The organism is Streptococcus oralis (assembly GCF_901543815.1).
In the GTDB taxonomy this organism is placed as follows: domain Bacteria; phylum Bacillota; class Bacilli; order Lactobacillales; family Streptococcaceae; genus Streptococcus; species Streptococcus oralis_CM.
Genome location: NZ_CABEIU010000002.1, coordinates 398,287 through 418,797 on the forward strand (window position 1 = coordinate 398,287; position 20,511 = coordinate 418,797).

Genomic DNA, 20,511 nt, shown 5'->3' on the forward strand with positions numbered 1-20,511 from the left:
ATGGAAGAAATTCTCTGTATTGGTTGTGGAGCAACCATTCAGACGACAGACAAGACTGGTCTTGGATTTACTCCCCAGTCAGCACTCGAAAAAGGTTTGGAGACTGGCGAAGTCTATTGCCAACGCTGTTTCCGTCTCCGTCATTACAATGAAATCACAGATGTCCAGTTGACGGACGATGATTTCCTCAAGCTCTTGCACGAGGTGGGCGATAGTGATGCCTTGGTGGTCAATGTCATTGATATTTTTGACTTTAATGGCTCTGTCATCCCAGGCTTGCCACGCTTTGTATCGGGCAATGATGTCCTCTTGGTGGGAAATAAAAAAGATATTCTCCCTAAGTCCGTAAAGGCTGGCAAGATTAGCCAGTGGCTCATGGAGCGTGCCCACGAAGAAGGACTTCGTCCTGTGGATGTTGTCCTGACTTCAGCACAAAACAAACATGCCATTAAGGAAGTCATTGACAAGATTGAACACTACCGTAAAGGACGCGATGTCTATGTAGTTGGGGTAACCAACGTTGGAAAATCAACTCTTATCAATGCCATTATCCAAGAAATCACAGGTGACCAAAATGTCATCACGACTTCGCGTTTCCCGGGGACAACCTTGGACAAGATTGAGATTCCGCTTGACGACGGATCTTATATCTACGATACACCGGGAATTATTCACCGCCACCAGATGGCCCACTACTTGACGGCTAAAAACCTCAAGTATGTCAGCCCTAAAAAGGAAATCAAGCCCAAAACCTATCAGCTTAACCCTGAGCAAACCCTGTTTCTTGGTGGTCTTGGACGCTTTGACTTTATATCAGGAGAAAAGCAAGGATTTACTGCTTTCTTTGACAATGAACTCAAACTCCATCGTACCAAGCTTGAAGGCGCTAGTGCCTTTTATGACAAACACCTTGGAACCCTTCTGACACCACCAAATAGCAAAGAAAAAGAAGATTTCCCAAAACTAGTCCAGCATGTATTTACCATTAAGGACAAGACAGACCTGGTCATCTCAGGACTAGGCTGGATCCGCGTAACAGGCAACGCCAAAGTCGCCGTCTGGGCAACAGAAGGCGTCGCCGTCGTCACACGAAAAGCAATCATTTAAAATAAAATCGCTGAGCGAACAAAGTGAGCTCATACAGAGATAGTTATTGCCGTGGTGTGATTGTCAATCGTTAGATTGGCAAGGGGCACAATTGAGACCAAGGCTCAATTGTGAGGTCAGGAAATCCATTTTTCAAAGATGAGATCTTTGGAAAATTAGTTCCGACCGTCCCTCACCACCTAAAATAACTATCAAAAAATAAGGAAGAAAATTATGTCATTAACATCGAAACAACGTGCCTTCCTCAACAGCCAGGCACACACCCTCAAACCTATCATCCAAATCGGGAAAAATGGACTTAACGACCAAATCAAAACCAGCGTCCGTCAAGCTCTTGACGCTCGCGAATTGATTAAAGTCACTCTCTTGCAAAATACAGATGAAAACATCCACGAAGTAGCTGAAATCTTGGAAGAAGAAATCGGTGTGGATACTGTCCAAAAAATCGGACGCATCTTGATTTTGTTTAAACAATCCAGCAAGAAAGAAAATCGCAAGATTTCTAAAAAAGTCAAAGAAATCTAAACACCTACTCCAAACAGCTGTTTTTACAGAGAATTAAAGGAAGACGAGCCTATGGCAATCGAATTATTGACTCCCTTTACCAAGGTAGAGTTGGAGCCAGAAATCAAGGAGAAAAAACGCAAGCAAGTCGGGATTTTAGGGGGAAATTTTAACCCTGTTCACAATGCCCATCTGATCGTTGCGGACCAAGTGCGACAACAGTTGGGACTGGACCAGGTCTTGCTCATGCCCGAATACCAACCTCCTCACGTAGATAAAAAGGAAACCATCCCTGAGTACCACCGCCTCAAGATGCTTGAGTTGGCGATAGAGGGGATTGAAGGCCTCGCCATTGAAACCATTGAGCTAGAGCGCAAGGGCATTTCCTACACCTATGACACCATGAAGATTTTGACAGAGCAACATCCAGATACGGATTATTACTTCATTATCGGGGCTGATATGGTGGACTATCTACCTAAGTGGTATCGAATTGATGAGCTGGTTGACATGGTTCAGTTTGTGGGAGTTCAGCGTCCGCGCTACAAGGCAGGGACTTCCTATCCAGTTATCTGGGTGGATGTGCCTCTCATGGACATCTCGTCAAGCATGGTGCGTGACTTCATTGCCCAAGGTCGGAAACCTAACTTTCTCCTACCTCAGCCAGTGCTAGACTACATCGTGAAGGAGGGGCTTTACTGATGGCATACCAAGACTATATCAACTGTTCCCGTGAGGCTTTGTTGGAAAAAATGGCAGAGCTTCTACCTGAAAAACGCTTAACCCATTGCTTGGGTGTGGAGCGTGTAGCCATAGAACTGGCTCAGCGCTTTGGAGTCGATGTCGAGAAAGCGGGTCTAGCAGGCCTTCTTCATGATTATGCTAAAAAGCTGTCAGATCAGGAATTTCTAGACTTGATTGACCGTTACCAGCTAGACCCTGACCTCAAAAACTGGGGCAATAATGTCTGGCATGGCATGGTTGGTATCTACAAGATTCAGGAAGATTTGGATTTGCATGTTCCAGAAATCCTGCGAGCTATTGAAATCCATACAGTTGGTGCTGGTCAGATGACTGATCTTGATAAGGTTATCTATGTCGCAGACTATATCGAACACAATCGTGCCTTTCCTGGAGTGGATGTGGCGCGTGAAATTGCGGAGCTATCTCTCAATAAGGCAGTGGCCTATGAAACAGCTCGTACCGTTGAGCATCTAGCCCATCAGGGATTTCCCATCTATCCCCAAACCCTTGAAACCTATAACGCCTTTGTGCACTATTTGAAAGAGGACTAAATGAGGACGGCTTTTATAATCATTGATGTTCAGAATATTTTAGTGGAAACCGGTTTTCAGACAAATAGTCTATTGGAAAAAATTTCTTATTTACAAAACCAGGCTAGAAGCAAGAATATCGAAATTATCTATGTTCAACATATTGAGGACTCTGAAGCTCAAACATCAGAAGATTGGCAGTTATCTGAGCTTTTAAATCGAAAACCTAATGAAAAGGTCTTTCAGAAGAAGTATAACAGTATTTTCAAAGAAACTGGTTTAAAAGAATACTTGGATAAACAGGGAATTGAAAAATTAGTTTTATGTGGTATGCAGACAGAATATTGTGTGGATACCTCTGTCAAGGTTGCCTTTGAATATGGCTATCAGCTTATTATTCCAGAAGGAACTTGCACAACGTTTGATGGGAATGACATTCCAGCAGAAACGATAAATGAATTTTATGAGGACATTTGGGAGGGGCGCTTTGCAGATGTCCTAGATTACAAACATATTTTCTAGAAAGAGGACTAAATGAACGAAAAAGAATTACTAGAACTAGTCGTGAAAGCGGCTGATGAGAAACGTGCGGAGGATATCCTCGCACTTGACGTACAAGATTTGACCAGTGTGACAGACTACTTTGTCATCACTAGCTCGATGAATAGCCGTCAGTTGGACGCTATCGCTGACAATATCCGTGAAAAAGTAGCCGAAGCAGGCTTTAAAGGTAGCCATGTTGAAGGCGATGCAGCGGGAGGCTGGGTTTTGCTAGACCTCGGTGGTGTCGTTGTGCATATCTTCTCAGAAGAAATGCGTGCCCACTATAACCTAGAAAAACTGTGGCATGAGGCGGAGTCTGTAGATATTTCTGAAGCCTTGGCCTAGTAGATGAACTCAGTTGCAGTCAACTGGGTTTTCTTTGCTTATTTTAGAAAAAAATGGATAGAAAGGTGAGGGCGTCGTGTTTTGTTCATCTCGAAACTGAACACGAGCTAAAAGCTGCGAGAAAAAGATAAACTTCCTTTGTATCTGACGATACAGCAGAAAGTTTCCTATTTTCTCCTTGCTTTTAACGCTCTTTGCATCTTAGAAAGGATTTGAACCCGTCCTGTAATCGTCGGAAAATAGATAGCCTTCCTTGGAGCTCGGCTCCATCGTCAAGCTCCTAATTTTCATTCCGATTACGGGCGGACTTGGTATCATGAATATGGCTACTTATGAAACTTTTGCGGCGGTCTATGATGCGGTCATGGATGATAGTTTATACGATAAATGGACGGATTTTTCTCTGCGTCATTTGCCTAAGACCAAGGAGAGAAAGAAGCTTTTGGAACTGGCTTGCGGAACAGGTATCCAGTCTGTTCGCTTTTCTCAGGCTGGTTTTGATGTGACAGGACTTGACTTGAGCGCGGATATGCTGAAGATTGCTGAAAAGAGAGCTGCTTCAGCCAAGCAAAAGATTGATTTTATAGAGGGCAATATGCTGGATTTGTCCAAGGCTGGTAAATATGATTTTGTGACTTGTTACTCTGACTCTATCTGCTACATGCAGGATGAGGTGGAGGTGGGAGACGTCTTTAAGGAAGTGTATAATGCCCTCAATGAAGACGGAGTATTCATCTTTGATGTGCATTCGACCTACCAGACTGATGAGGTTTTTCCAGGCTATTCTTACCATGAAAATGCGGAAGATTTCGCTATGCTCTGGGATACCTATGAGGATGCGGCTCCTCACTCCATCGTGCATGAGTTGACTTTCTTTGTCAAGGAAGCGGACGGTTCCTTTAGTCGCCACGATGAAGTGCATGAGGAGCGGACCTATGAAGTTTTGACCTACGATATTTTATTGGAACAAGCTGGTTTCAAGTCTTTTAAACTCTATGCGGACTTTGAGGACAAGGAGCCGACAGAAACCAGCACTCGTTGGTTTTTTGTCGCGCAGAAGTAGGAGATTATCATGACCATCACAGGTATTATCGCGGAGTTCAATCCTTTTCATAATGGCCACAAATACCTGCTTGAGCAGGCGGAGGGGCTGAAAATCGTTGCCATGTCAGGGAATTTCATGCAGCGTGGAGAGCCTGCTATCGTGGACAAGTGGACACGGGCTCAAATGGCGCTGGAAAATGGAGCAGATTTGGTAGTGGAATTGCCCTTTTTAGTCAGTGTTCAGGCGGCGGATTTCTTCGGTCAAGGGGCTGTGGATATCTTGGCTCGGTTGGGGATTGATAGACTAGCTTTTGGGACAGAGGAAGTTCTGGATTACCAGAAAATTGCTGACCTATACACGGAGCAAGGTACCGAGATGGAGGAATTTGTGGAAAATCTGCCTGATGCCCTCTCTTATCCTCAGAAAACCCAAGCCATGTGGAAGGAATTTGCAGGTCTTGATTTTTCAGGCAATACCCCCAATCATGTCCTTGCTCTGGCCTATGCTAAGGCGGTTGCGGGACGTAGAATCAAACTCCATCCGATTCAGCGTCAGGGGGCTGGCTATCATTCTGTGAACAGGGATGTGGACTTTGCCTCGGCAACAGCTCTCCGTCAGCATCAATCAGACCAAGATTTCTTAGAACGCTTTATGCCTTCTGTTGCCCTCTTTGAGCAGGCCAGTAAGGTGAGTTGGGACGACTATTTTCCCTTGCTCCGCTATCAAATCTTGTCAAATCCAGACCTAACGACCATCTATCAGGTCAATCAAGAAATGGCTGTGCGCATCAAGGAGGCCGTTAAGACAGCTCAATCTGTGGAAGAATTGGTCGAGGCGGTTGCGACCAAGCGTTATACCAAGGCGCGTGTCAGACGCCTCTTGACTTATATTTTGGTGCAGGCCAGAGAAAGCGACTTGCCAGAAGCTATACATGTTCTTGGCTTTACTGAAAAAGGCAGACAACACCTCAAATCTCTGAAAGAGCAGGTCCATCTAGTCAGCCGAATTGGCAAAGAACCTTGGGATAGCATAACGCAAAAGGCGGACCAGATCTACCGACTAGGACAGCCAAGCATCGCAGAGCAGAATTTCGGTAGAGTGCCGATTAGAATAGAAACAAGTGACTCCTTATCAAACTGTAGTGGGTGACATATAATGAAGCATAGAGGGAATTAGATTGGTTCTCTCTTTTGTCATGTTTAAAGCTATGAAAATTCTGGTTTTGACATTGCCAAAGTTCTAACAATCAAAGGCATTTCGTTTAATGACTATGATAAGGTTGATAGTGGCTCCTCGTTTTGTATGAGAACAGGGTGATCCAAAGCGTTAATAATCTTGTCCTCGTCGGTATCTTTTGAAAATGTCATAAAAACGATTAGAAGTATGGGATTTACAAAAGAAATGATCTCTTCTAATGATGGTTTGGCCTTTTTTTATTGGAAATATTAAGGAGCTTGATTTCGAAAATAGTAAGAGAGCTTTAATAATTTGAGCCTTAGAAGCGAATTTTAGGTAAAAATTAGGCGTTTTATTGGTTGTTTCTAGTATAAATGCTTGAAAAGGAGGATCTGTTTTGATAAAATGGCATACGGCATATACTAGTTAAAAACAACTGGTATATACCAGATGGGATCTGCTTTTTCTGAGTCAAAGGGATAAAAACTGAGACTGACTGCGGCTTTTATTGGCTTTGGTTTTGAGAGAGCAGCGCAACTACGCTTTGTTAATGGTCATGAGGTTAACAAAGGGTCGCAATTGGATAAAAGAAAGGAATAGAATGTTTCGAAGTAAAAAATTTAACAAAGATTTCGAGATCGTAGATGAGAAAAAGCGTTATAAGCTTTACAAGTCGGGTAAAAACTGGGTAAAAGCCTCGAACTCTCAATTGGATCTCTTCCGTATCGGTGGGATGGGCGAAGTTGTCTCTAGTACCCTGTCAGACACTGAAGAACTTGATCACGCACACCTTAGTTTTAACACGCTAGCGGGTATAGGGGGAATCCTGGCCGCGGGAGCTGCAGGATTTGTGATGACTCAAGAGCAAACTGTTTATGCGGATGAAACATCTGAGTATACAGAAAAGGATAAAACAGTCATCGCAGCTGAACCAAAAGCAGCTGAAACAACTGAAACAAGTACTAACTCAATCATCGCTCAAGCGCAAGCAGAAGTAAAGAAAGCTCAAGCAGAACAAGCATCTGCCTCAGCTTCCGTATCAGTCAGTCAATCTGTTGAGGCTCAAGCGAGTGCGAGTCAGTCAGCTTCAGTCAGTCAATCTGCCTCAGCAAGTCAGTCAGCATCTGCAAGTGCTTCAACATCAGCAAGTCAGTCAACTGCTCCAGCATCTGAGTCAGCGAGCCAATCAACATCAGCTCCTACATCAGTCTCAGCAAGTACAAAAGCATCTGCATCAGTAAGCTCTACACCATCAGCGTCAGCAAGCGCTCCAGCACCTGCCTCTGTAGTTGAGAGTACATCAGCTGTTAGCGAACCATCAGCTCAAGCTTCTGTGTCTACCTCAACTTCTGCATCGCTCAACCTTAAGGTTAACCCTGCAGCAAGTCTTGTATCAGGCAGTGCTAACCAAAGTTTGGCAAGCGCAGCTCTTAGCGCTAGCCAAGCAACAACGACCAGCAACAATATCGCAGCTGGTGTTGTAGCGGATAAGAACCAAGCCCAAGGTAAGGATACAACCAAGCAGGCTGAGAAGGATCAAAAAGCAGACAAGCAAGTAACTACTGCGCCTAAAACAGGTTATTCTGGATTCCGTATAAGGGGGGGGATTCCAGATAATGTCTATGATGGTTACGGGTCATATATAACAACTACACCAGTAAATAAGTATGCTACTAACAATCCAATTCCTAATCAAACAGCTTACAAACCAATGCCGAGAACCTCCATTTACTTCCACCATAGTAGCAATAGCAACTACAGTGGTTCTTGGACAACGGCAGATCTTGCGAGGCGTGATTTCGTACTTACAGAAATATCTGCTGATCGTCTCAAGCAAGCAGGCCTACAATATGAATTGGGTGTAGAGCAAATTCGCAGTGAAAACGGAAGAGAGGTTGGTTACCTACCACGCTTGACCATCTGGGGAACGCCGAAACCTATTCAAGGAAATTTTGTGAGCCTCCAAGTAACAACGCGTCCGCAGGGTGGTTCACTTGATAGAACTCCGTTTAACTTTTATGTTAATCGTGACCCTCAATATGAGAGGGAATCCACATCGACATCTAAAAGTATAATAGAGTCAGCAAGAAGATCAGTATCTGCAAGTCAATCAGCATCAAGCTCAGCAAATGCGAGCCGTTCAGCGAGTGCATCTCTTAGAGCAAGTCGCTCAGTGTCAGCCAGCGTAAGCTCAAGCCGTTCGGCAAGTGCGTCGCTTAGAGCAAGTCGCTCAGCCTCAGCCAGCATAAGCTCAAGCCGTTCAGCGAGTGCATCGCTTAGAGCAAGTCGCTCAGCCTCAGCAAGTGTAAGCTCAAGCCGTTCAGCGAGTGCATCGCTAAGTGCAAGTCGCTCAGCTTCAGCGAGCGTAAGTTCAAGCCGTTCGGCCAGTGCATCGCTTAGCGCAAGTCGATCAGCCTCAGCGAGCGTAAGCTCAAGCCGTTCAGCGAGTGCATCGCTTAGTGCAAGTCGCTCAGCCTCAGCGAGCGTAAGCTCAAGCCGTTCAGCGAGTGCATCGCTTAGTGAAAGTCGTTCAGCTTCAGCAAGTGTAAGCTCAAGCCGTTCAGCGAGTGCATCGCTTAGTGCAAGTCGCTCAGCTTCAGCTTCTGTAAGCTCAAGCCGTTCGGCCAGTGCATCGCTTAGCGCAAGTCGCTCAGCCTCAGCATCTGTATCAGCTAGCCAATCAGCAAGCGCCTCAGTAAGCTCAAGCCAATCAGCATCTGTATCAGCAAGCCAATCAGCTTCAGCTTCAGTATCTGCAAGTCAAAGTACTTCAGCATCAGTAAGCGCCAGCCAAAGTGCCTCAGCTTCAGCATCTAACAACCAGAACTCAGCTTCTATCTCAGCAAGCGCGAGCCACTCTGCGTCAGTATCAGCAAGCCAAAGCGCTTCAGCATCAGTAAGTGCAAGCCAATCAGCATCTGTATCAGCTAGCCAATCAGCTTCAGCTTCAGTATCAGCAAGTCAAAGTACTTCAGCATCAGTAAGCGCCAGCCAAAGTGCTTCAGCTTCAGCATCTAACAACCAGAACTCAGCTTCTATCTCAGCAAGCGCGAGCCAGTCTGCGTCAGTATCAGCAAGTCAAAGCGCTTCAGCATCGGTAAGTGCAAGTCACTCAGCATCTGTATCAGCTAGTCAATCAGCAAGCGCCTCTGTATCAGCTAGCCAATCAGCTTCAGCTTCAGTATCTGCAAGCCAAAGCGCTTCAGCATCAGTAAGCGCCAGCCAAAGTGCCTCAGCTTCAGCATCTAACAACCAGAACTCAGCTTCTATCTCAGCAAGCGCGAGCCACTCTGCGTCAGTATCAGCAAGCCAAAGCGCTTCAGCATCAGTAAGTGCAAGCCAATCAGCAAGCGCCTCTGTATCAGCAAGTCAAAGTACTTCAGCATCAGTAAGCGCCAGCCAAAGTGCTTCAGCTTCAGCATCTAACAACCAGAACTCAGCTTCTATCTCAGCAAGCGCGAGCCAGTCTGCGTCAGTATCAGCAAGTCAAAGCGCTTCAGCATCAGTAAGCTCAAGCCAATCAGCATCAAGCTCAGCAAGTGCGAGCCAAAGCGCTTCAGCATCAGTAAGTGCAAGCCAATCAGTATCTGTATCAGCAAGCCAATCAGCTTCAGCATCAGTATCTGCAAGTCAAAGTACTTCAGCATCAGTAAGCGCCAGCCAAAGTGCTTCAGCTTCAGCATCTAACAACCAGAACTCAGCTTCTATCTCAGCAAGCGCGAGCCACTCTGCGTCAGTATCAGCAAGCCAAAGCGCTTCAGCATCAGTAAGTGCAAGCCAATCAGCATCTGTATCAGCTAGCCAATCAGCTTCAGCTTCAGTATCTGCAAGTCAAAGTACTTCAGCATCAGTAAGCGCCAGCCAAAGTGCTTCAGCTTCAGCATCTAACAACCAGAACTCAGCTTCTATCTCAGCAAGCGCGAGCCAGTCTGCGTCAGTATCTGCAAGCCAAAGCACTTCAGCATCAGTATCTGCAAGTGAATCAGCTTCAGCTTCTGTAAGCTCAAGTCAATCAGCTTCAGCATCTGTATCAGCTAGCCAATCAGCTTCAGCTTCAGTATCAGCAAGCCAAAGCGCTTCAGCATCAGTAAGCGCCAGCCAAAGTGCCTCAGCTTCAGCATCTAACAACCAGAACTCAGCTTCTATCTCAGCAAGCGCGAGCCACTCTGCGTCAGTATCAGCAAGCCAAAGCGCTTCAGCATCAGTAAGTGCAAGCCAATCAGCATCTGTATCAGCTAGCCAATCAGCTTCAGCTTCAGTATCTGCAAGTCAAAGTACTTCAGCATCAGTAAGCGCCAGCCAAAGTGCTTCAGCTTCAGCATCTAACAACCAGAACTCAGCTTCTATCTCAGCAAGCGCGAGCCACTCTGCGTCAGTATCTGCAAGCCAAAGCACTTCAGCATCAGTATCTGCAAGTGAATCAGCTTCAGCTTCTGTAAGCTCAAGTCAATCAGCTTCAGCATCTGTATCAGCTAGTCAATCAGCTTCAGCATCTGTATCAGCTAGTCAATCAGCAAGCGCCTCTGTATCAGCAAGTCAAAGTACTTCAGCATCAGTAAGCGCCAGCCAAAGTGCCTCAGCTTCAGCATCTAACAACCAGAACTCAGCTTCTATCTCAGCAAGCGCGAGCCACTCTGCGTCAGTATCAGCAAGCCAAAGCGCTTCAGCATCAGTAAGTGCAAGCCAATCAGCATCTGTATCAGCTAGCCAATCAGCTTCAGCTTCAGTATCAGCAAGTCAAAGTACTTCAGCATCAGTAAGCGCCAGCCAAAGTGCTTCAGCTTCAGCATCTAACAACCAGAACTCAGCTTCTATCTCAGCAAGCGCGAGCCAGTCTGCGTCAGTATCAGCAAGTCAAAGCGCTTCAGCATCGGTAAGTGCAAGTCACTCAGCATCTGTATCAGCTAGTCAATCAGCAAGCGCCTCTGTATCAGCTAGCCAATCAGCTTCAGCTTCAGTATCTGCAAGCCAAAGCGCTTCAGCATCAGTAAGCGCCAGCCAAAGTGCCTCAGCTTCAGCATCTAACAACCAGAACTCAGCTTCTATCTCAGCAAGCGCGAGCCACTCTGCGTCAGTATCAGCAAGCCAAAGCGCTTCAGCATCAGTAAGTGCAAGCCAATCAGCATCTGTATCAGCTAGCCAATCAGCTTCAGCTTCAGTATCTGCAAGTCAAAGTACTTCAGCATCAGTAAGCGCCAGCCAAAGTGCTTCAGCTTCAGCATCTAACAACCAGAACTCAGCTTCTATCTCAGCAAGCGCGAGCCACTCTGCGTCAGTATCTGCAAGCCAAAGCACTTCAGCATCAGTATCTGCAAGTGAATCAGCTTCAGCTTCTGTAAGCTCAAGTCAATCAGCTTCAGCATCTGTATCAGCTAGTCAATCAGCTTCAGCATCTGTATCAGCTAGTCAATCAGCAAGCGCCTCTGTATCAGCAAGTCAAAGTACTTCAGCATCAGTAAGCGCCAGCCAAAGTGCTTCAGCTTCAGCATCTAACAACCAGAACTCAGCTTCTATCTCAGCAAGCGCGAGCCAGTCTGCGTCAGTATCAGCAAGTCAAAGCGCTTCAGCATCGGTAAGTGCAAGTCACTCAGCATCTGTATCAGCTAGTCAATCAGCAAGCGCCTCTGTATCAGCAAGTCAAAGTACTTCAGCATCAGTAAGCGCCAGCCAAAGTGCTTCAGCTTCAGCATCTAACGACCAGAACTCAGCTTCTATCTCAGCAAGCGCGAGCCACTCTGCGTCAGTATCAGCAAGCCAAAGCGCTTCAGCATCAGTAAGTGCAAGCCACTCAGCATCTGTATCAGCTAGCCAATCAGCTTCAGCTTCAGTATCTGCAAGTCAAAGTGCTTCAGCATCAGTAAGCGCGAGCCAAAGTGCTTCAGCTTCAGCATCTAACAACCAGAACTCAGCTTCTATCTCAGCAAGCGCGAGCCACTCTGCGTCAGTATCAGCAAGCCAAAGCGCTTCAGCATCAGTAAGTGCAAGCCAATCAGCATCTGTATCAGCAAGCCAATCAGCAAGCGCCTCTGTATCAGCAAGTCAAAGTACTTCAGCATCAGTAAGCGCCAGCCAAAGTGCCTCAGCTTCAGCATCTAACAACCAGAACTCAGCTTCTATCTCAGCAAGCGCGAGCCACTCTGCGTCAGTATCAGCAAGCCAAAGCGCTTCAGCATCAGTAAGTGCAAGTCACTCAGCATCTGTATCAGCTAGTCAATCAGCAAGCGCCTCTGTATCAGCAAGTCAAAGTACTTCAGCATCAGTAAGCGCCAGCCAAAGTGCTTCAGCTTCAGCATCTAACGACCAGAACTCAGCTTCTATCTCAGCAAGCGCGAGCCACTCTGCGTCAGTATCAGCAAGCCAAAGCGCTTCAGCATCAGTAAGTGCAAGCCACTCAGCATCTGTATCAGCTAGCCAATCAGCTTCAGCTTCAGTATCTGCAAGTCAAAGTGCTTCAGCATCAGTAAGCGCGAGCCAAAGTGCTTCAGCTTCAGCATCTAACAACCAGAACTCAGCTTCTATCTCAGCAAGCGCGAGCCACTCTGCGTCAGTATCAGCAAGCCAAAGCGCTTCAGCATCAGTAAGTGCAAGCCAATCAGCATCTGTATCAGCAAGCCAATCAGCAAGCGCCTCTGTATCAGCAAGTCAAAGTACTTCAGCATCAGTAAGCGCCAGCCAAAGTGCTTCAGCTTCAGCATCTAACAACCAGAACTCAGCTTCTATCTCAGCAAGCGCGAGCCACTCTGCGTCAGTATCAGCAAGCCAAAGCACTTCAGCATCAGTATCTGCAAGTGAATCAGCTTCAGCTTCTGTAAGCTCAAGTCAATCAGCTTCAGCATCTGTATCAGCTAGCCAATCAGCTTCAGCTTCAGTATCAGCAAGCCAAAGCGCTTCAGCATCAGTAAGCGCCAGCCAAAGTGCCTCAGCTTCAGCATCTAACAACCAGAACTCAGCTTCTATCTCAGCAAGCGCGAGCCACTCTGCGTCAGTATCAGCAAGCCAAAGCGCTTCAGCATCAGTAAGTGCAAGCCAATCAGCATCTGTATCAGCTAGCCAATCAGCTTCAGCTTCAGTATCTGCAAGTCAAAGTACTTCAGCATCAGTAAGCGCCAGCCAAAGCACTTCAGCTTCAGCATCTAACAACCAGAACTCAGCTTCTATCTCAGCAAGCGCGAGCCACTCTGCGTCAGTATCTGCAAGCCAAAGCACTTCAGCATCAGTATCTGCAAGTGAATCAGCTTCAGCTTCTGTAAGCTCAAGTCAATCAGCTTCAGCATCTGTATCAGCTAGTCAATCAGCAAGCGCCTCTGTATCAGCAAGTCAAAGTACTTCAGCATCAGTAAGCGCCAGCCAAAGTGCTTCAGCTTCAGCATCTAACAACCAGAACTCAGCTTCTATCTCAGCAAGCGCGAGCCAGTCTGCGTCAGTATCAGCAAGTCAAAGCGCTTCAGCATCGGTAAGTGCAAGTCACTCAGCATCAGTAAGCGCGAGCCAAAGTGCTTCAGCTTCAGCATCTAACAACCAGAACTCAGCTTCTATTTCAGCAAGCGCGAGCCACTCTGCGTCAATTAGTGCAAGCCAAAGCGCTTCAGCATCAGTAAGTGCAAGTCACTCAGCATCTGTATCAGCTAGCCAATCAGCCAGCGCCTCTGTATCAGCAAGTCAAAGTGCTTCAACATCAGTAAGCGCCAGCCAAAGTGCCTCAGCTTCAGCATCTAACAACCAGAACTCAGCTTCTATCTCAGCAAGCGCGAGCCAGTCTGCGTCAGTATCAGCAAGTCAAAGCGCTTCAGCATCAGTAAGTGCAAGCCAATCAGCATCTGTATCAGCTAGTCAATCAGCAAGCGCCTCTGTATCAGCAAGTCAAAGTACTTCAGCATCAGTAAGCGCCAGCCAAAGTGCCTCAGCTTCAGCATCTAACGACCAGAACTCAGCTTCTATCTCAGCAAGCGCGAGCCACTCTGCGTCAGTATCAGCAAGCCAAAGCGCTTCAGCATCAGTAAGTGCAAGCATCAGTGCTTCAGTGAGCTCAAGTCAATCGGCTTCAGCATCTGTATCAGCTAGCCAATCAGCTTCAGCTTCAGTATCTGCAAGTCAAAGCGCTTCAGCTTCAGCATCTAACAACCAGAACTCAGCTTCTATCTCAGCAAGCGCGAGCCACTCTGCGTCAGTATCTGCAAGTGAATCAGCTTCAGCTTCAGTATCAGCTAGCCAATCAGCTTCAGCTTCTGTAAGCTCAAGTCAATCAGCTTCAGCATCAGTATCAGCAAGCCAATCAACTTCAGCTTCTGTAAGTGCAAGCCAATCAGCTTCAGCGTCTGTATCAGCAAGCCAAAGCGCTTCAGCATCAGTAAGCTCAAGCCAATCAGCTTCAGCATCAGTATCTGCAAGTGAATCAACTTCAGCATCAGTATCTGCAAGCCAAAGCACTTCAGCATCTGTAAGTGCAAGCCAAAGCACTTCAGCATCAGTATCAGCAAGTCAATCAGCTTCAGCATCAGTATCAGCTAGCCAATCAACTTCAGCATCTGTAAGTGCAAGTCAATCAGCTTCAGCATCAGTATCAGCTAGCCAATCAGCTTCAGCGTCTGTAAGCTCAAGTCAATCAGCAAGCGCATCAGTATCTGCAAGCCAAAGCACTTCAGCATCAGTATCTGCAAGCCAAAGCACTTCATCATCTGTATCAGCTAGCCAATCAGCAAGCGCATCAGTAAGCTCAAGTCAATCAACTTCAGCATCTGTAAGTGCAAGTCAATCAGCTTCAGCATCAGTAAGTGCAAGTCAATCAGCTTCAGCATCAGTAAGTGCAAGTCAATCAACTAGCGCATCAGTATCTGCAAGCCAATCAGCAAGCGCATCAGTAAGCTCAAGCCAATCAGCAAGCGCATCAGTAAGCTCAAGCCAATCAGCAAGCGCATCAGTATCTGCAAGTCAATCAGCTTCAGCATCAGTATCTGCAAGCCAAAGCACTTCAGCATCAGTATCAGCTAGCCAATCAGCTTCAGCATCAGTATCTGCAAGTCAAAGCACTTCAGCATCTGTATCAGCTAGCCAATCAGCTTCAGCGTCTGTAAGCTCAAGTCAATCAGCTAGCGCATCAGTATCTGCAAGCCAAAGCACTTCAGCATCAGTATCAGCAAGCCAATCAGCTTCAGCATCAGTATCAGCTAGCCAATCAGCTTCAGCGTCTGTAAGCTCAAGTCAATCAGCTTCAGCATCAGTATCAGCTAGCCAATCAGCTTCAGCTTCTGTAAGCTCAAGTCAATCAGCTTCAGCGTCTGTAAGCTCAAGTGAATCAGCTTCAGCATCAGTATCTGCAAGTCAATCAGCTTCAGCATCAGTATCTGCAAGCCAAAGCACTTCAGCATCAGTATCTGCAAGTCAAAGCACTTCAGCATCTGTATCAGCTAGTCAATCAGCTTCAGCATCAGTATCAGCAAGCACAAGCTTGAGCAACAGCGTGTCTGCTTCAATCAGTGCGAGCCACTCAGCAAGTACAAGCTTGAGCAACAGCGTGTCTGCATCAATTAGTGCGAGCCACTCAGCAAGTACAAGCTTGAGCAACAGCGTGTCTGCATCAATTAGTGCGAGCCACTCAGCAAGCACAAGCTTGAGCAACAGCGTGTCTGCTTCAATTAGTGCATCTGAATCAGCAAGCACAAGCATGAGTAACAGCGTATCCGCATCAATCAGTGCTAGCCAATCAGCAAGCACAAGCTTGAGCAACAGCGTGTCTGCATCAATTAGTGCATCTGAATCAGCAAGCACAAGCATGAGTAACAGCGTATCTGCTTCAATTAGTGCTTCAGTATCAGCAAGCACAAGCTTGAGCAACAGCGTGTCTGCTTCAATTAGTGCAAGTCAATCAGCAAGCACAAGCTTGAGTAACAGCGTATCTGCTTCAATTAGTGCTTCAGTATCAGCAAGCACAAGCATGAGCAACAGCGTGTCAGCGTCAATCAGTGCTAGCCACTCAGCAAGCACAAGCTTGAGCAACAGCGTGTCTGCATCAATTAGTGCATCTGAATCAGCAAGCACAAGCATGAGTAACAGCGTATCTGCTTCAATTAGTGCTTCAGTATCAGCAAGCACAAGCTTGAGCAACAGCGTGTCTGCTTCAATTAGTGCAAGTCAATCAGCAAGCACAAGCTTGAGTAACAGCGTATCTGCTTCAATTAGTGCTTCAGTATCAGCAAGCACAAGCATGAGCAACAGCGTGTCAGCGTCAATCAGTGCTAGCCACTCAGCAAGCACAAGCTTGAGCAACAGCGTGTCTGCATCAATCAGTGCGAGCCAATCAGCAAGCACAAGCTTGAGTAACAGCGTATCTGCTTCAATTAGTGCTTCAGTATCAGCAAGCACAAGCATGAGTAACAGCGTATCTGCTTCAATTAGTGCTTCAGTATCAGCAAGCACAAGCTTGAGCAACAGCGTGTCTGCTTCAATTAGTGCAAGTCAATCAGCAAGCACAAGCATGAGTAACAGCGTATCTGCTTCAATTAGTGCTAGCCAATCAGCAAGCACAAGCATGAGCAACAGCGTGTCAGCGTCAATCAGTGCTAGCCACTCAGCAAGCACCAGCTTGAGCAACAGCGTGTCTGCTTCAATCAGTGCATCTGAATCAGCAAGCACAAGCATGAGCAACAGCGTGTCTGCTTCAATTAGTGCGAGCCACTCAGCAAGCACAAGCTTGAGCAACAGCGTGTCAGCTTCAATTAGTGCGAGCCACTCAGCAAGCACCAGCTTGAGCAACAGCGTGTCTGCTTCAATTAGTGCAAGTCAATCAGCAAGCACAAGCTTGAGCAACAGCGTGTCAGCTTCAATTAGTGCATCTGAATCAGCAAGCACAAGCATGAGCAACAGCGTATCTGCTTCAATTAGTGCAAGTCAATCAGCAAGCACAAGCATGAGTAACAGCGTGTCTGCTTCAATTAGTGCAAGTCAATCAGCAAGCACAAGCTTGAGTAACAGCGTGTCTGCTTCAATTAGTGCGAGCCAATCAGCAAGCACAAGCATGAGCAACAGCGTATCTGCTTCAATCAGTGCATCTGAATCAGCAAGCACAAGCTTGAGTAACAGCGTGTCTGCCTCAATTAGTGCTTCAGTATCAGCAAGCACAAGCATGAGCAACAGCGTATCTGCTTCAATCAGTGCATCTGAATCAGCAAGCACAAGCATGAGCAACAGCGTGTCTGCCTCAATTAGTGCTTCAGTATCAGCAAGCACAAGCTTGAGCAACAGCGTATCAGCCTCAATCAGTGCTTCAGTATCAGCAAGCACAAGCATGAGCAACAGCGTGTCTGCTTCAATTAGTGCATCTGAATCAGCAAGCACAAGCTTGAGTAACAGCGTATCTGCATCAATTAGTGCTTCAGTATCAGCAAGCACAAGCTTGAGTAACAGCGTGTCTGCCTCAATTAGTGCTAGCCAATCAGCAAGCACAAGCATGAGCAACAGCGTGTCTGCCTCAATCAGTGCGAGCCAATCAGCAAGCACAAGCATGAGTAACAGCGTATCTGCATCAATTAGTGCTTCAGTATCAGCAAGCACAAGCATGAGCAACAGCGTGTCAGCGTCAATCAGTGCTAGCCACTCAGCAAGCACCAGCTTGAGCAACAGCGTGTCTGCATCAATCAGTGCGAGCCAATCAGCAAGCACAAGCTTGAGTAACAGCGTATCTGCTTCAATTAGTGCTTCAGTATCAGCAAGCACAAGCATGAGCAACAGCGTGTCTGCTTCAATTAGTGCTAGCCACTCAGCAAGCACAAGCATGAGCAACAGCGTGTCTGCATCAATCAGTGCGAGCCAATCAGCAAGCACAAGCTTCAGCAACAGCGTATCTGCTTCAATTAGTGCATCTGAATCAGCAAGCACAAGCATGAGTAACAGCGTATCTGCTTCAATTAGTGCATCTGAATCAGCAAGCACAAGCTTGAGTAACAGCGTATCTGCTTCAATTAGTGCTTCAGTATCAGCAAGCACAAGCTTGAGCAACAGCGTGTCTGCTTCAATTAGTGCAAGTCAATCAGCAAGCACAAGCTTGAGTAACAGCGTATCTGCTTCAATTAGTGCTTCAGTATCAGCAAGCACAAGCATGAGCAACAGCGTGTCAGCGTCAATCAGTGCTAGCCACTCAGCAAGCACAAGCATGAGCAACAGCGTGTCTGCATCAATCAGTGCGAGCCAATCAGCAAGCACAAGCTTGAGTAACAGCGTATCTGCTTCAATTAGTGCTTCAGTATCAGCAAGCACAAGCATGAGCAACAGCGTGTCAGCGTCAATCAGTGCGAGCCAATCAGCAAGCACAAGCTTCAGCAACAGCGTGTCTGCATCAATCAGTGCGAGCCAATCAGCAAGCACAAGCTTGAGTAACAGCGTATCTGCTTCAATTAGTGCTTCAGTATCAGCAAGCACAAGCATGAGCAACAGCGTGTCAGCTTCAATCAGTGCGAGCCAATCAGCAAGCACAAGCTTCAGCAACAGCGTATCTGCTTCAATTAGTGCTTCAGTATCAGCAAGCACAAGCATGAGCAACAGTGTGTCTGCTTCAATTAGTGCTTCAGTATCAGCAAGCACAAGCATGAGCAACAGCGTATCAGCGTCAATCAGTGCATCTGAATCAGCAAGCACAAGCATGAGCAACAGCGTGTCAGCATCAATCAGTGCGAGCCAATTAGCAAGCACAAGCCAATTAGCAAGCATAAGCTTGAGCAACAGCGTATCCGCATCAATCAGTGCAAGCCAATCAGTAAGCACAAGCATGAGCAACAGCGTATCTGCTTCAATCAGTGCATCTGAATCAGCAAGCACAAGCTTGAGTAACAGCGTGTCTGCCTCAATTAGTGCTAGCCAATCAGCAAGCACAAGCATGAGCAACAGCGTATCTGCTTCAATCAGTGCATCTGAATCAGCAAGCACAAGCATGAGCAACAGCGTGTCTGCCTCAATTAGTGCATCTGAATCAGCAAGCAACAACTCAAGTAGTACTTCAGTTTCAACAAGTACTTCAGTAAGCTTGAGCAACAGCGTAAGCACATCTACATCACTTAGCAATAGCGTTTCAAGCAGTTTGAGTACAAGTGCGTCACAACAATCCAACTCATTCAGCTATAGTAAGGGTGAGCCAACAAGCGAATCTAAGCCAGAGTTTAACCTTCCTAGCTACCTTGAATCTGTAAGTGCAAGTGAGTCAGTTTCACTCAGCAAGTCAGTAAGCGTATCATTGAGCGATAGTACTTCAGCCTCAATCAGCGCAAGTGAGTCAGTCTCAACAAGCGCAAGCTTGAGTGACAGCATTTCTGCATCAATCAGTGCAAGCAACAACTCAGGTAGCGGTTCAGGTTCAGCAAGCACAAGCAATGGCTCAGCTAGTCAATCAGCTAGCGCATCTGTATCAGCTAGCCAATCAGTTTCAGCTTCAATCAGTGCAAGCAACAACTCAGGTAGCGGTTCAGGTTCAACAAGCACAAGCAATGGTTCAGGTGATGCCTCAACTTCAGCAAGTACTTCAGCAAGCATGAGCAACAGTGTAAGTGCTTCAATCAGCACAAGTGAATCAGTTTCAACAAGCACAAGCTTGAGCAACAGCGCAAGTACCTCAGCTAGCTTGTCTGACAGTGCTTCAATCTCAAGTGCATTGAACCACTCACAAGCTCCTGCACAACAACCTGCTGGACCAGGACGTTCAAACGGTAGAAAACTTCCAAATACAGGAACTGCAAGTAACCAATTTGCTGGTCTTGGATTAGGAGTAGCTGCCTTGGCAACTGCCTCTCTTCTTGGCAAGAAGAAGAAATCAGCAGCTTCTGAAATGGATTTAGAAGACTAAGTCCCAAAAATCGACTAAAATGAAATTGTTGATATCATTTTAGCGATGAAAACAAGAACCCCGGATAGCTCAAGGCTATCTGGGGTTTTTGGCTCTTTGTCAACTGTGGAGAGTGACATCTAATTAAGCATGAGAGAGAATCAGATTGGTTCTCTCTTTTCTAACATTCAAAGTAACGAGAATTATCACTCTAAATTTTTGAAATTTTAAAAATCAAATACTAGACATCTTATATTCTTGCTGCTTGCTTTCAACTAATGGCGAAGTTTACCAGAACAAGTCAACGTCTGGCTGTCAATCTCACAAGGTGCTAAAGTTTCTCTGAAAGTTTGAGGATAAAAGACTTTATTATAGGGCGACTGAGATGTTGGAATATGTGAAATTTATCCAGTATAATTTTGGTATTTTGAAGTAGTGTGACGATGGGATCCGGCTGTTAAATCTGTCCACAGTGAACCGCTTTCACTTGTTCCTGAACTTTCTCTAAGGCGTTTGTAGAAGTCGTATTTGGTGGGTGATTGCTCTTTTTTGCTTCGTTTTTCGTGGAAATTTAAATTTTTAAAGATTCTTAATCTTGCTTGAAAATCCAAGGAATTTCTTCAAAAAATCACACAAAACTCTTCAATTTGGGTTTGTGGAAATCGGTTTTTTATGATAGAATATTAAGGAATGTATGTCATTCGATAAACAAA

General features: G+C 46.2%; 9 protein-coding genes. All 9 read left to right on the plus strand.

The annotated features are described in order from the left end of the window. The 9 genes from yqeH to FQT28_RS02105 all read left to right on the plus strand — a co-directional run bounded on the left by yqeH (position 1) and on the right by FQT28_RS02105 (position 19,819). Complete coding sequence (gene yqeH, locus FQT28_RS02065) at positions 1-1,107, plus strand: ribosome biogenesis GTPase YqeH (protein ID WP_143989262.1); 1,107 nt, start codon at positions 1-3, stop codon at positions 1,105-1,107. Between the two features lie 213 nt (positions 1,108-1,320). Beyond that, on the plus strand, positions 1,321-1,632 hold the full coding sequence (gene yhbY, locus FQT28_RS02070) for a ribosome assembly RNA-binding protein YhbY (RefSeq protein WP_000060169.1): 312 nt from the start codon (positions 1,321-1,323) through the stop codon (positions 1,630-1,632). A 51-nt stretch (positions 1,633-1,683) separates the two neighbouring features. Beyond that, positions 1,684-2,313, plus strand: a complete 630-nt coding sequence (locus FQT28_RS02075) for a nicotinate-nucleotide adenylyltransferase (RefSeq protein ID WP_143989263.1) — start codon at positions 1,684-1,686, stop codon at positions 2,311-2,313. Next, positions 2,313-2,906, plus strand: coding sequence for a bis(5'-nucleosyl)-tetraphosphatase (symmetrical) YqeK (yqeK, locus tag FQT28_RS02080; protein ID WP_143989264.1), 594 nt, complete (start codon positions 2,313-2,315; stop codon positions 2,904-2,906). The genes FQT28_RS02075 and yqeK overlap by 1 nt, the downstream gene beginning before the upstream one ends. After that, positions 2,907-3,407, plus strand: a complete 501-nt coding sequence (locus FQT28_RS02085) for a cysteine hydrolase family protein (RefSeq protein ID WP_125457383.1) — start codon at positions 2,907-2,909, stop codon at positions 3,405-3,407. Positions 3,408-3,419: 12 nt separating this feature from the next. Next, a complete protein-coding gene (gene rsfS / locus FQT28_RS02090) occupies positions 3,420-3,773 on the plus strand; it encodes a ribosome silencing factor (protein WP_001003007.1) in 354 nt (117 codons plus the stop codon). Between the two features lie 322 nt (positions 3,774-4,095). Further along, positions 4,096-4,836, plus strand: coding sequence for a class I SAM-dependent DNA methyltransferase (locus FQT28_RS02095; RefSeq protein ID WP_313769804.1), 741 nt, complete (start codon positions 4,096-4,098; stop codon positions 4,834-4,836). A 9-nt stretch (positions 4,837-4,845) separates the two neighbouring features. Continuing rightward, on the plus strand, positions 4,846-5,967 hold the full coding sequence (locus tag FQT28_RS02100) for a nucleotidyltransferase (protein ID WP_143989265.1): 1,122 nt from the start codon (positions 4,846-4,848) through the stop codon (positions 5,965-5,967). Between the two features lie 628 nt (positions 5,968-6,595). Continuing rightward, the gene (locus FQT28_RS02105; protein ID WP_143989266.1) at positions 6,596-19,819 is read left to right on the plus strand and encodes a KxYKxGKxW signal peptide domain-containing protein; all 13,224 of its coding nucleotides are present in this window, start codon (positions 6,596-6,598) and stop codon (positions 19,817-19,819) included. Positions 19,820-20,511: the final 692 nt, after the last annotated feature.